This window comes from Pseudomonas sp. P1_C12, assembly GCF_056406435.1.
In genome coordinates, this window is the sequence record NZ_JBFUAE010000013.1 from 83126 (window position 1) to 95921 (window position 12796).

Annotated in this window: 10 protein-coding genes; 4 read left to right on the forward strand and 6 right to left on the reverse strand. The window is 61.3% G+C overall.

From position 1 onward, the window contains the following. Nucleotides 1-114: 114 nt before the first annotated feature. The 4 genes from eutC to exaC all read right to left on the reverse strand — a co-directional run bounded on the left by eutC (nt 115) and on the right by exaC (nt 5630). Entirely contained in the window at nt 115-939 is an 825-nt protein-coding gene (eutC, locus tag AC1D19_RS21315; RefSeq protein ID WP_477764472.1) for an ethanolamine ammonia-lyase subunit EutC, read from the reverse strand. 8 nt (nt 940-947) lie between these two features. Next, nucleotides 948-2342 (reverse strand): ethanolamine ammonia-lyase subunit EutB, encoded by a 1395-nt coding sequence (locus AC1D19_RS21320; protein ID WP_477764473.1) that lies wholly within the window; start codon nt 2340-2342, stop codon nt 948-950. Between the two features lie 148 nt (nt 2343-2490). Then, on the reverse strand, nt 2491-3861 hold the full coding sequence (eat, locus tag AC1D19_RS21325) for an ethanolamine permease (RefSeq protein ID WP_477764474.1): 1371 nt from the start codon (nt 3859-3861) through the stop codon (nt 2491-2493). A 248-nt stretch (nt 3862-4109) separates the two neighbouring features. Further along, nucleotides 4110-5630, reverse strand: coding sequence for an acetaldehyde dehydrogenase ExaC (gene exaC / locus AC1D19_RS21330; protein WP_477756304.1), 1521 nt, complete (start codon nt 5628-5630; stop codon nt 4110-4112). A gap of 299 nt (nt 5631-5929) precedes the next feature. Between exaC and AC1D19_RS21335 the strand changes: the two genes are divergently transcribed. From AC1D19_RS21335 to AC1D19_RS21350, 4 genes are all read left to right on the forward strand, one after another. Next, a complete protein-coding gene (locus tag AC1D19_RS21335; RefSeq protein ID WP_477764475.1) occupies nt 5930-7846 on the forward strand; it encodes a sigma-54-dependent Fis family transcriptional regulator in 1917 nt (638 codons plus the stop codon). Nucleotides 7847-8011: 165 nt separating this feature from the next. Further along, entirely contained in the window at nt 8012-9361 is a 1350-nt protein-coding gene (mpl, locus tag AC1D19_RS21340; protein WP_477764476.1) for a UDP-N-acetylmuramate:L-alanyl-gamma-D-glutamyl-meso-diaminopimelate ligase, read from the forward strand. Continuing rightward, nucleotides 9358-9990: a flavin prenyltransferase UbiX gene (gene ubiX, locus AC1D19_RS21345; RefSeq protein WP_477754617.1), complete on the forward strand. Its 633-nt coding sequence runs from the start codon at nt 9358-9360 to the stop codon at nt 9988-9990. The genes mpl and ubiX overlap by 4 nt, the downstream gene beginning before the upstream one ends. Beyond that, nucleotides 9983-10267, forward strand: coding sequence for a YceK/YidQ family lipoprotein (locus AC1D19_RS21350; protein ID WP_108216327.1), 285 nt, complete (start codon nt 9983-9985; stop codon nt 10265-10267). Before ubiX ends, AC1D19_RS21350 begins: the two co-directional genes overlap by 8 nt. Before the next feature lie 116 nt (nt 10268-10383). On the opposite strand, the gene AC1D19_RS21355 is transcribed toward AC1D19_RS21350, so the two are convergent. Continuing rightward, nucleotides 10384-11025, reverse strand: coding sequence for an oxidoreductase (locus AC1D19_RS21355; RefSeq protein WP_477754618.1), 642 nt, complete (start codon nt 11023-11025; stop codon nt 10384-10386). Between the two features lie 27 nt (nt 11026-11052). Continuing rightward, a complete protein-coding gene (locus AC1D19_RS21360; RefSeq protein ID WP_477764477.1) occupies nt 11053-12771 on the reverse strand; it encodes a C13 family peptidase in 1719 nt (572 codons plus the stop codon). Nucleotides 12772-12796 lie beyond the last annotated feature (25 nt).

Here is a 12796-nt window from a genome sequence, read left to right on the forward strand (position 1 = left end):
GGTAGGTCTCGTCTTCAAGTGGCTGTCTTACGTCTCTGACGGCGATGGGAAACCCTTGGCGGCCGCGCAACGATCCTGCCTGAAACTGGTACGAATGTGCAATGCAGAAGCGGTTCAGGCATTCGGCGGGCCGAGCAGGAAATTAGCTTTCATGTCGGCCTCCGCGTCCGACGCCAGTGTCTGAACCTGCGCTTCGTCCTTCAGATTGACCCCTGACAACTGCCGCCGGCAGGCTTCACGCATCAAATACAGCAAACGGTGTGCCGCCATGCCGTAACTCAGCCCTTCAAGCCGGACATTGGAGATGCAATTACGGTAGGCATCGGTAAGGCCGACCTTGGGATTGTAGGTGAAATATAAACCCAGGCTGTCCGGGGAGCTGAGGCCAGGGCGTTCGCCGATGAGAATCACGGTCATTTTTGCGCCAAGCAACTCACCGATCTCATCGGCGACGGCCACCCGGCCCTGTTCCACGAGTATGACTGGCGCAACAGTCCAGCTGTCGTCTGCCATTTGCTCTTCGAAACGCGTCAGAAACGGCAGGGTATGGCGATGAACGGCCAGTGCCGACAGGCCGTCGGCGACCACGATCACCAGATCCACGCCTCCCGGATGGGCCGTCGCGTAATCACGCAGGGTCTGCGCCGAGGCATCACTGAGTTTTCGCCCCAGATCGGGGCGTTGCAGGTACGTGTTGCGATCCGTCGCCGCACTGTGCAGCAAAAGACACTGGCGATCACGTTCGGCCAATTGCGCGCCGAGGGAGGCATGGTCAAACGGCAAGTGCACCGCATCCCGCGCCTGAGCGTGGGCGTATTGGAAGTCCAGTTGTGCGCGAGTGGGAATGCTGGTGCCGGTGCGGCCCAGAGCGATTCGCGCCGGTGTCAGGCGCCGCAGCTCCAGCCAGGGGTTGTGTGGATCGAAGGGTAGTTTATCCATGTCAATGCTCATCCCAGTTGCGCCAAGGCCTGCCGGAAGGCTGGCGGCAGGCTGTCGCCGAAGAGAACCCTGCCATCGGCTTGAGTGAAGATGCCCATTTTTGCCAGCCACTGCTCGAACTCCGGTGCGGGCTTCAACCCCAGGGTCTGCCGGGCGTAGAGCGCATCGTGGAACGAGGTGGTCTGGTAGTTGAGCATGATGTCGTCGGAGCCGGGGATGCCCATGATGAAGTTGATCCCGGCGACGCCCAGCAGGGTCAGCAGGGTGTCCATGTCATCCTGGTCGGCTTCGGCGTGGTTGGTGTAGCAAATGTCGCAACCCATGGGCACACCGAGCAATTTGCCGCAGAAGTGGTCTTCCAGGCCGGCGCGGATGATCTGTTTGCCGTTGTACAGGTATTCCGGGCCGATGAAGCCGACGACGGTATTCACCAGGAACGGTTTGAAATGCCGCGCGACGGCGTAGGCGCGGGTTTCGCAGGTTTGTTGATCGACGCCGTGATGGGCGTTGGCCGACAGGGCACTGCCCTGGCCGGTTTCGAAGTACATCAGGTTCTTACCCAGTGTGCCGCGATTGAGGCTCAGTCCTGCGTCGTAACCTTCCTGCAATAAGTTGAGGTTGATGCCGAAACTGGCGTTGGCCGCCTCGGTGCCGGCGATCGACTGGAACACCAGGTCTAACGGGACACCGCGATTGACCGCTTCGATCGATGTGGTGACATGGGTCAGCACACAAGCCTGGGTGGGGATTTCGTAGCGCTGGATGATCGCGTCGAGCATCTCCAGCATGGCGCAAATCGAAGCGATGCTGTCGGTGGCGGGGTTGATGCCGATCATTGCGTCGCCATTACCGTGCAGCAGACCGTCGAGAATGCTTGCGGCGATACCGGCCGGTTCGTCGGTGGGGTGGTTCGGTTGCAGGCGTGTGGACAGTCGACCGCGCAGGCCCAGGGTGCCGCGAAACTGTGTGACCACACGGATTTTTTGCGCCACCAGCACCAGATCCTGCACACGCATGATCTTCGATACCGCGGCAACCATTTCCGGAGTCAGGCCGGGGGCCAGGGCGCGCAGGACCTGTTCGTCGGCGGCATCACTGAGCAGCCAGTCGCGAAAGCCGCCGACGGTGAGGTGGCTGACGACCGCAAAGGCTTGTTTGTCGTGGGTGTCGATGATCAGACGGGTGACTTCATCGGATTCGTAGGGGATCAGCGCTTCCTGCAGGAAGTGGCTTAGCGGCGTGTCGGCCAAAGCCATCTGTGCCGCGACACGCTCGCCGTCATTAAGGGCTGCGACGCCGGCCAGAAAATCTCCGGAGCGCGCGGGGCTGGCCTTGGCCATCACTTCCTTGAGGCTGTCGAAGCGGTAAGTCTGGGCGCCGACGGTATGGGCATATACGGCCATGGGGCGGGGCCTCCTGTTATGTACAAGTCTTCAGTTCACGACCGACCCTTGTGGGAGCGAGCTGTGGCGAGGGGGCTTGCTCCCACAGGGAATCGGTGTGCACTTCATTAATGCAGGCGCCAGGCAGTGGGCCCGGCGCCGGTGCATCTCATATACCTTCGAGCATAGCGTCTGCCGGTGCCTCGGAACGTTGCTTGGCGGTCAGCTGGAAGTACAGGTAACCGGCAGCCATGAAACCGAGGAAAATCAGGCCGATCAAGGTGTTGAACCACGCCATCGCCACGAGGCATACCACCGCCAGAAACAGTGCGATCCCCGGCACGATCGGATAGCCCGGGGCGCGGAAGGTGCGTTCCAGGTTCGGTTCGGTTTTACGCAGCTTGAACAGGCTCAGCATACTGATGATGTACATCACGATGGCGCCGAATACCGACATGGTGATCATCGCCGCCGTCAGGGTCATGCCTTGCAGGTTGACCAGGCCATCGCTGTAGATCGCCGCAATGCCGATCACGCCGCCGGCCAGAATCGCCCGATGCGGCGTCTGGAAGCGCGAGAGTTTGGCCAGCCCTTTAGGCAGGTAACCGGCGCGAGCCAGGGCGAAGAACTGCCGTGAATAGCCAAGAATGATTCCGTGGAAACTTGCCACCAGGCCGAACAGGCCGATCCATACCAGCATGTGCATCCAGGTCGAATTGTTGCCGACCACGGCTTTCATCGCCTGGGGCAGCGGATCGTTGATGTTCGACAGTTGACGCCAGTCGCCGACGCCGCCGGCCATCACCATCACGCCGATGGCCAGGAACACCAGGGTCAGAATGCCGCTGACGTAGGCCTTGGGGATGGTGCGTTTCGGGTCCTTGGCTTCTTCGGCGGCCATGGCTGCACCTTCGATCGCGAGAAAGAACCAGATCGCGAAGGGAATGGCGGCGAAAATACCGGGAATCGAGCCCATCGTGAATTCATTGGCGCCCGACCAGCCATTGAGCACAAAGTTGCTGAAGCTGAAGCCCGGGGTGACCACGCCCATGAACACCAGCAATTCGGCGACCGCCAGCACAGTGACCACCAACTCGAAGGTGGCTGCGATGCTGACGCCGAGGATGTTCAGGCCCATGAACACGAAATAGGCGCCAACGGCGGCGATCTTCGGGTCCAGTTCCGGGTATTGCACGTTGAGGTAGGCGCCGATGGCCATGGCGATGGCCGGTGGTGCAAAGACGAATTCGATCAGGGTGGCGATGCCGGCAATCAACCCGCCTTTTTCGCCAAAGGCCCGGCGGCTATAGGCAAATGGCCCGCCAGCGTGGGGAATCGCAGTCGTCAGTTCGGTGAAGCTGAAGATGAAGCAGGTGTACATCGTCGCCACCATCAGTGCGGTGACGAGAAAACCCAGTGTGCCTGCGGTGCCCCAGCCGTAACTCCAGCCGAAGTACTCGCCGGAAATCACCAGGCCGACGGCAATGCCCCATAGATGCAGGGTGCCGAGTGTGGGTTTGAGCTGTGTGGAAGAAGTCATAAGTCCTCTCTGTCTTTTTTATTGTTTGATCTGTTGGACTTTCGGGTATGGCATTTATCTGTGATGCGGGCACGCAAAGCCCGTGCCAGAGCAGCAGGGCTATGTTTGGTATGTGAGTTGGAGCGCTTTACCTGTAGGAGCTGGCGAAGCCTGCGATCTTTTCAATCAGACGACTGGAGCCACCGACAAGCGAAGATCAAAAGATCGCAGCCTGCGGCAGCTCCTACGCCCGATTCAGATTCGTCGGCTTAGAAGAAGCCCAGCGGATTGATGTCGTAGCTCACCAGCAGGTTTTTGGTCTGTTGGTAGTGGTCGAGCATCATCTTGTGGGTTTCACGGCCGACGCCGGACTTCTTGTAACCACCGAACGCGGCGTGTGCCGGGTACAGGTGGTAGCAGTTGGTCCACACACGACCGGCCTTGATGGCGCGGCCCATGCGGTAGGCGCGGTTGATGTCGCGGGTCCAGAGGCCGGCACCCAGGCCGAACTCGGTGTCGTTGGCGATGGCCAGGGCTTCGGCTTCGTCCTTGAAGGTGGTGATGCTCACCACCGGGCCGAAGATTTCTTCCTGGAACACACGCATTTTGTTGGTGCCCTTGAGCAGCGTCGGCTGGATGTAGTACCCGCTCGCCAGGTTGCCCTCGAGTTTTTCCACCTTGCCGCCGGTCAGCAACTCGGCGCCTTCGCCCTTGGCGATTTCCAGGTACGAAAGGATTTTGTCGAATTGCTGCTCTGACGCCTGGGCGCCGACCATGGTGTCGGTGTCCAGCGGGTCGCCACGTTTGATTTGCAGGACTTTGTTCATGACCACTTTCATGAACTCGTCGTAGATCGACTCTTGCACCAGGGCGCGGGAAGGGCAGGTGCAGACTTCGCCCTGGTTGAAGAACGCCAGCACCAGGCCTTCGGCGGCCTTCTCGATGAAGGACGGTTCGGCCTGCATGATGTCTTCGAAAAAGATGTTCGGCGATTTGCCGCCCAGTTCCACGGTGGACGGAATAATGTTTTCGGCCGCGCATTTCATGATGTGCGAGCCAACCGGGGTCGAGCCGGTGAAGGCAATCTTGGCAATGCGCTTGCTGGTGGCCAGCGCTTCGCCAGCTTCTTTGCCGAAACCTTGCACAATGTTCAGCACGCCCGGTGGCAGCAGGTCGCCGATCAGTTCGACCAGCACGGTGATACCCAGCGGGGTTTGCTCGGCAGGCTTGAGCACCACGCAGTTACCGGCGGCGAGGGCCGGGGCGAGTTTCCAGGCGGCCATCAGGATCGGGAAGTTCCAAGGGATGATCTGCCCGACCACACCCAGCGGTTCATGGATGTGATAGGCCACGGTGTTGCCGTCGATTTCGGCAGCGCTGCCTTCCTGGGCGCGCAGGCAACCGGCGAAGTAGCGGAAGTGGTCTGCGGCCAGCGGGATGTCGGCGTTGAGGGTTTCGCGCACGGCTTTGCCGTTGTCCCAGGATTCGGTGATTGCCAGGGTTTCCAGATTCTGCTCGATGCGGTCGGCGATTTTCAGCAGCACCAGCGAGCGCGCCTGGGCGGACGTGGCACCCCATGCGTCGGCAGCGGCGTGGGCAGCGTCCAGGGCCTTGTCGATATCTTCGGCCGTGGAACGGGGGAATTCGGCAATCGGTTGGCCATTTACTGGCGAGGTATTGGTGAAGTACTGACCTTTGACAGGCGCGACGAACTCGCCGCCGATGTAGTTACCGTATTTGGCTTTGAACGAAACGATAGCGCCTTCAGTACCGGGGTGAGCGTAACGCATGGTGGTCTCTCCTTGCTTTTGTGCTTATAGGGAGTCGCGCATGTGCGCTTGCTTTAAGCGTAGAGCAAGGGACGGGCCAGTGCGCTGCAGCTCAGGCAAATCAAGGCCTTGCGCATTTTTTGTCGGACGGATGGAACATGCCTGTGACGCTTTCGGTACAGCCGGCGTGACACTTTGTACCGCTTCTGGCACAACCTGTGACTGGGTAGACTTGCAAGCATTGCAATGCAGGCCAGGCTGGAGGATGCTCGGCATCACCTCATGCACGGGACGCCGAGCCCCGGGGAGAATAATAAGAAATGCACGACAACCATTTGAGTCGCCATGCCCAGCAAGTATTGACCGTGACCCAGGGCAAGGCCCACCTGCACGGCCCTGGCAGCGATCCGTCCATCGCCCGTTCCTGGCTGCGTTGCCTTGAGGACTATCACCTCGATCCGGCCCTGAGCATCGCGCCGACGGTGCTGGAACATGGTCGCGTCCTCGAAAGCCGCGAACGCTTGCAGCAAGTGCTGCACATCGCCGGCAATGAAATGACCAGCCTGCACCAGCAGCTCTCCGGTGCCGGCCATGCGGTATTGCTGACCGACGCCCGCGGCGTGATCCTCAATTGCGTCACCGCGCCCGCAGAGCGGCAGATTTTCGAGCGTGCCGGGCTCTGGCTCGGCGCCGACTGGAGCGAGGCCTGCGAAGGCACCAACGGCATCGGCACCTGCCTGGTGGAGCGTCAGTCGCTGACCATCCATCAGGACGAACACTTTCGCGGCCGCCACACCGGCCTGACCTGTTCGGCGAGCCCGGTCTTCGATCCCCATGGCGAACTGCTGGCGGTGCTCGACGTGTCGTCGGCGCGGCGCGATGTGTCGCGGCAAAGCCAGTTCCACACCATGGCGCTGGTCAATCTGTCGGCGAAGATGATCGAGAGCTGCTACTTCCTGCGCTGCTTCGACAACCAATGGTTGTTGCGTTTTCACTTGCAGGCCGAGTCTGTCGGTTTGTTCAGCGAAGGGTTGCTGGCGTTCGACGGAGAAGGGCGAATTTGCGCGGTCAACCAGAGTGCGCTGAACCTGCTGGGACATATTCGCGGCGGCTTGCTGGGTAAGCCGGTGGAGGCGTTTTTCGATTGCTCGCTCGATGAGTTGCTCGGTCGCGCGAGCACCAATGCCGCCGCCAGTTGGCCGTTGCGCACCCGCGATGGTCGCAAGCTGTTCGCGGTATTGCGCGGTGAGGCACGGCGGCCGCTGCCGATTCCGATGGTGCCAACTGCCAAGGTTGCACAAGTACCGCGGCTGTCGGGCATTTGCCTGGATGACGCGACGTTGCAGGCGGACTTCCGTAAGGCTTTGCGCGTCTACGAACGCGACGTGCCGCTGCTGATCAACGGCGAAACCGGGTCCGGCAAGGAGGCCTTTGCCAAAGCGGTGCACCACGCCAGCCAGCGGGCGGAAAAAGCCTTCGTCGCCCTCAATTGCGCGGCCATTCCTGAAAGCCTGATCGAAAGCGAGCTGTTCGGTTATCGCGGTGGCAGTTTCACCGGCGCGCGCAAGGAAGGCATGCGCGGCAAGTTGCAACAGGCCGATGGCGGCACGTTGTTCCTCGATGAAATCGGTGACATGCCACTGGCCCTGCAGACGCGATTGCTGAGGGTGCTGGAAGACCGGCAAGTGGTGCCGATCGGCGGCGAGCCGGAAGCGGTGAATGTGCGGATCATCAGTGCCACTCACCGCAACTTGCTGGGTCGCGTGGAGGACGGCAGCTTCCGTGAGGATTTGTATTACCGGCTCAACGGGCTGGAAGTCGCGTTGCCGGCCTTGCGTGATCGTAGCGACAAATCCCGGTTGCTCGACTTTTTGCTGGCCGAGGAGGCAGGCGCAGAAACTGTGTTGATCGACGGGCCGGCGCGGGAGGCCTTATTGGGATTCGCCTGGCCGGGCAACGTGCGGCAGTTGCGTAATGTGCTGCGTACGTTGGCGGCACTGTGTGAGGACGGGCGGATCGGTCTGGAAGATTTGCCGGCGATGATTCGCCAGGCGCGGCCGGTGGCGGCGCAGGCTATCGAGGAGCCATCAGAGCATCCGCTGGATGATGCCGAGCGGCTGGCGTTACTCAATGCGCTGGAGCAGACGCGGTGGCACATGACGCATACGGCTGAGCAGTTGGGGGTCAGTCGAAATACCCTCTATCGGAAGCTGCGTAAACACGGCATCGCTCGGTAATTGCTGCGTCGACCTGTAGGAGCCGGCTTGCCGGCGAAGGCGGTCTGGAGACTGTCTTCGCCGGCAAGCCGGCTCCTACAGGTTTTGCGCTGAGCGCCATTGAAACATCAGGTGCGATTTTCCCCTCCCTAAGCTAACCTGCGGCCATGTTTTACGAGGTCGACTATGCACATTCATATTCTTGGTATCTGCGGCACTTTCATGGGGTCAATGGCGGTTCTGGCCAAAGAGCTGGGCCATCACGTGACGGGCTCCGATGCCAACGTCTATCCGCCGATGAGCACTCAGCTGGAAGCCCAGGGCATCGAATTGACCCAAGGCTACGACCCGGCGCAACTTGATCCGGCCCCTGATCTGGTAGTGATCGGCAACGCCATGTCCCGGGGCAACCCGGCTGTGGAGTATGTGCTGAACAAAGGTCTGCCTTACGTCTCCGGCCCGCAATGGCTGGCGGATCACGTGCTGCAAGGTCGTTGGGTACTGGCCGTTGCCGGTACGCATGGCAAGACCACCACCAGCAGCATGCTGGCCTGGGTACTGGAGCACGCGGGCATGGCCCCGGGCTTCCTGATCGGCGGCGTGCCGCAAAATTTCTCGGTGTCGGCGCGCCTGGGCGATACGCCGTTCTTCGTCATCGAAGCCGATGAGTACGACAGTGCGTTCTTCGACAAGCGCTCGAAGTTCGTGCACTACCGTCCGCGCACGGCAATCCTGAACAACCTCGAATTCGATCACGCGGACATCTTCCCGGATCTGCCGGCCATCGAGCGACAGTTCCATCATTTGGTGCGGACCATCCCGAGCGAAGGCCTGGTGATTCATCCGACCACTGAGCCGGCCTTGTTGCGCGTTATCGAGATGGGCTGCTGGACGCCGGTGCAAACCACCGGTGCCGGCGGTCAGTGGCAGGTCAAGCTGCTCAGTGAAGATGGCTCGAAGTTCGAAGTGATGTTCGATGGCGTCGCCCAGGGTGTGGTCGAGTGGGACATGACTGGCCAGCACAACGTCGCCAACGCCCTGGCGACCCTGGCTGCCGCACGCCACGTCGGTGTGGTGCCGTCCATGGGCATCGCCGCGTTGAGCGCCTTCAAAAGCGTGAAGCGGCGGATGGAGAAAGTTGCGGAAGTCCGTGGCATCACCATCTATGACGACTTCGCTCACCACCCGACCGCCATCGCTACCACCCTCGACGGGCTGCGCAAACGCATCGGCGATGCACCGTTGATCGCGATCATCGAGCCGCGCTCCAACTCCATGAAGCTTGGCGCGCACCGTGACGGATTACCGGAAAGCGTGGTCGATGCCGATCAGGTGATCTGGTATGCACCGGCCAACCTCGGCTGGGACCTGGCCGGCACTGCGGTGCGGTGTACGGTGCCGTCGATTGTCAGCGATTCGCTGGAAGGCATCATCGAGCGCGTGAAGAGCCAGGCGCAACCGGGCACCCACGTGGTGATCATGAGCAATGGCGGCTTTGGCGGCCTGCACGGCAAGCTGGCCGAGGCGCTCAAATGAGCAACGGCCCGGACCGCATCACCCTGGCGATGACCGGCGCTTCCGGCGCCCAGTACGGTTTGCGCCTGCTCGACTGCCTGGTGCGGGAAGATCGTGAAGTGCACTTCCTGATTTCCAAAGCCGCGCAGTTGGTGATGGCCACCGAAACTGACGTCACGCTGCCGAACAAACCGCAGATGATGCAGGCGTTCCTCACCGAATACACGGGCGCTGCCGCCGGGCAGATTCGGGTGTACGGCAAGGAAGACTGGATGTCGCCAGTGGCTTCGGGCTCTGGCGCACCAGCGGCGATGGTGGTGGTGCCGTGTTCGACGGGTACTTTGTCGGCGATCGCCACGGGTGCCTGCAACAACCTGATCGAGCGTGCCGCCGACGTGACGCTGAAAGAGCGTCGCCAGTTGATTCTGGTGCCTCGCGAGGCGCCGTATTCGAGCATTCACCTTGAGCACATGCTCAAGTTGTCGAACATGGGCGTGACAATCCTGCCGGCATCACCGGGCTTTTATCATCAGCCGCAAACTATCGACGACCTGATCGATTTCGTCGTGGCACGGATTCTCAACCTGCTGAATATTCCTCAGGACATGTTGCCGCGCTGGGGCGAGCATCATATGACCAGTGATGAATAAGCTGCTGGTGATGGTACTGGCGCTGCAATTGGTCGGGTGCGCCACGGCGCGCACCCTCGATGCGGCGAAGCCGGGCGCGCCGGTGGTGTACTCGGGGACTCGTCTGGATTTGTACGCGATGAACGGTGGGTGCTGCGCCAAGGACCGTTTTGGCGCGGAAGCACCGAGCTATCCAGGCGTCGACCTGCCGGCCAGTGCGTTGCTCGACACGCTGCTGCTGCCGCTGTCATTGCTGACGGTGATCGGGGTCAGCTTTCAGGCGACAGGTGGGTTGTAAGAGAGCGCTTCGCGCTCTATCGCGAGCAGGCTCGCTCCCACATTGGATTTGTGAACGACGCAGATCAATTGTAGGAGTGAGCCTGCTCGCGATGAGACCCACTCAGGCACCACAGGCTACTTGCCCAACTTCCTCAGCTCATCCGACTCGACAATCCTGACCCCGTCCTGCTCTTCCAGCGCCAGGCGCCACATTGCCCGGGCCAGTTGGCAGGCCTCGATACCATGGTATTTGCCAGGGATCAGCCGTGACAACGGGCCGGCGACTTTCTCGCCCAGTCGCGGTTCGGTGCGTTCGCCCAGCAACAGCGAAGGGCGGCAAATAGTCAGCTGCGGCCAGTCCTGCGCGCGCAGTGCGTACTCCATCTCGCCTTTGACCCGGTTGTAGAAAATCGAGGATCTGCGATCGGCTCCGAGAGCACTGATCACGATCAAATGCCTTGCGCCCAACTCCCGTGCGCGTTTGGCAAAGGCCACGACCATGTCCAGGTCCACCGCGCGGAACGCCTGTTCCGAGCCTGCCTGTTTGATGGTGGTGCCCAGGCAGCAGTAGGCGATGTCGACACGACCGTTCAACTCTTGCAGAAACTCCGCCGGGTCGCCGACCGGGTTTTCAAGGTGGGGGTGCTTGGCCAAGGGCCGGCGTGAGGGGGCCAATACCCGGGTAATCGTTGGCTCGTTAAGCAGGCGATCAAGCAGGTGTTCACCCGTCAAACCGGTGGCTCCGGCAAGCAACACGTGCTGAGGCGTCAAGTACATAGTGTTTCTCCCTTGATACTGTTCAGCTTAGTTGCTGTTTGCATCCTTGCTTTCCATAGACGCACTTTGCAGGGCTTTTCGTGCCTGCTGTTTGCGCAGTAGTTGCCAATGCGAGAGGACGGTTTTCGGTGCCCAGATCTGTGGTTCGGAGGCTTCGAAACCGTCCGCCAGTTCACGTTCGGCGACAGTGGCCTTGGCCAGTTTGAAGGCTTGTTCCAGATCATCGGTCTGGTTCAGGGCCTGGGCGAACAGGGCATCGCCGAAGTAGGTGAAGTTGGCTTCCTCCGAGCAACCGAAGGACACTCGGTCGGCCCGCGAGGCCGTCATGATCAGGGTCCGTTCATCTTTGAGGGCGGGGATGAAACCGCCGGAGTAGCAGGACGAGATCACGATGATCTTGTCGCGGTTTTTCAACGGGGCGAGAACAGCCGCCATTTCGTCGGCTGGCAGGTCGGCCAACTCCATGCGTGGCTGGTCAAGCACCAGTTCGTGTTCGCTGGTGCCATGGCTGGTCAGGTAGATGAAAATCAGGTCTTCCGGCCCGCTGCGTTCGGCCAGCGTCAGGGCGGCACGGCGCAGGTTTTCCCGAGTCGCCATCGGGCGGTCGGCGAGGTGATCGCGATGGTTCACCAGGCGGATCTGGCCGAAAGCGCCAAAACGGCTGGTGAGCATATTGGCGACGTAGTCGGATTCGCGCAGAAACACGCTTTGCTTGCCATCACCGCCCAGGGTCAACGAATACAGTTCCACCGCCGGGGTCGAGGGCGGAATGTTGGCCAGCGCTGCGTCGAGCAGGCGCCCCTGGGCCAGCAGGCCGAGCTCCAGGGTGTCGGGCAACAATTTGCCCTCGGCGTCGCGTACGCGCTGGCCGTTGATCCAGGTGCCGCTGAGCACGGTGCCATCGGTCAACACCAATGTGCCGCGCCCCTGGTAACTGTCGTTGTCGAACTGGCCGGTGTAAAAACTGCCGTCAGACAGGTTCAGTCGGCCCTGGCCGGAAAAGCGCCAGTCATTGAACTGGCCGATGTAGTGGCTGCCGTCAGTGCCGATCAACTCGCCCTTGCCGTTCAGCGAGCCTTCCTTGAACTGGCCCAGCCAGACATCGCCGTCGGCGTTTTCGTAGCGGCCCTTGCCGTGCAGTTGATTGTTCTTGAAGCTGCCGACATAGATGTCGCCGTCGGCGCTGTTGAACGTGCCGTTGCCTTCCAGCTGGCCGTCGACGAAGTGCCCGGTGAACTGATTGCCGTTGCCGTCGCCGCGCTGGCCTTCGCCATTGGGTTTGCCGTGGGCGAACTGGCCCTGATAGGCGCTGCCGTCTTCGAGTTCGAGGCGACCCAGGCCGGCGTATTGATCGGCCTTGAACTCGCCGCGATAGCTCATGCCGTTTTCTTTGAGGGTGCCTTCGCCGTTGCGCCGGCCGGCCTTGAAGCCGCCGCTGTAGCTGCTGGCGTTGGTGGTCAGTGCCCCCTGACCATCGAACAGTCCCTGATTGAACTGCCCGCGATAGACCTCGCCGTTGCTGCCGTGCCATTCGCCCTGGCCATGCCACTGGCCTTTGTCGAATTCGCCGGCGTACCAGCTGCCGTTCGGGTAGTCGATGCGCCCCTTGCCTTGCAGCAAGCCATTGACCAGGTCACCGCGATAGCGTCCGCCATCCGGCAGGCGGGCGTCGGGGGCCAAAAGCGATTCGCCGTCGCCGCAAGCGGTGAGCATCAGGGTCAAGGCAAGGAGTGCAAGTGGGCGCATAGCGGATTCCGGGCAATTAGGCGAG

What these genes read in the sequence shown, in the direction of transcription:
- eutC (WP_477764472.1), bottom strand. Translation starts at nt 939, where the DNA reads ATGGATAAACTACCCTTCGATCCACACAACCCCTGGCTGGAGCTGCGG.
- AC1D19_RS21320 (WP_477764473.1), bottom strand. Translation starts at nt 2,342, where the DNA reads ATGGCCGTATATGCCCATACCGTCGGCGCCCAGACTTACCGCTTCGAC.
- eat (WP_477764474.1), bottom strand. Translation starts at nt 3,861, where the DNA reads ATGACTTCTTCCACACAGCTCAAACCCACACTCGGCACCCTGCATCTA.
- exaC (WP_477756304.1), bottom strand. Translation starts at nt 5,630, where the DNA reads ATGCGTTACGCTCACCCCGGTACTGAAGGCGCTATCGTTTCGTTCAAA.
- AC1D19_RS21335 (WP_477764475.1), top strand. Translation starts at nt 5,930, where the DNA reads ATGCACGACAACCATTTGAGTCGCCATGCCCAGCAAGTATTGACCGTG.
- mpl (WP_477764476.1), top strand. Translation starts at nt 8,012, where the DNA reads ATGCACATTCATATTCTTGGTATCTGCGGCACTTTCATGGGGTCAATG.
- ubiX (WP_477754617.1), top strand. Translation starts at nt 9,358, where the DNA reads ATGAGCAACGGCCCGGACCGCATCACCCTGGCGATGACCGGCGCTTCC.
- AC1D19_RS21350 (WP_108216327.1), top strand. Translation starts at nt 9,983, where the DNA reads ATGAATAAGCTGCTGGTGATGGTACTGGCGCTGCAATTGGTCGGGTGC.
- AC1D19_RS21355 (WP_477754618.1), bottom strand. Translation starts at nt 11,025, where the DNA reads ATGTACTTGACGCCTCAGCACGTGTTGCTTGCCGGAGCCACCGGTTTG.
- AC1D19_RS21360 (WP_477764477.1), bottom strand. Translation starts at nt 12,771, where the DNA reads ATGCGCCCACTTGCACTCCTTGCCTTGACCCTGATGCTCACCGCTTGC.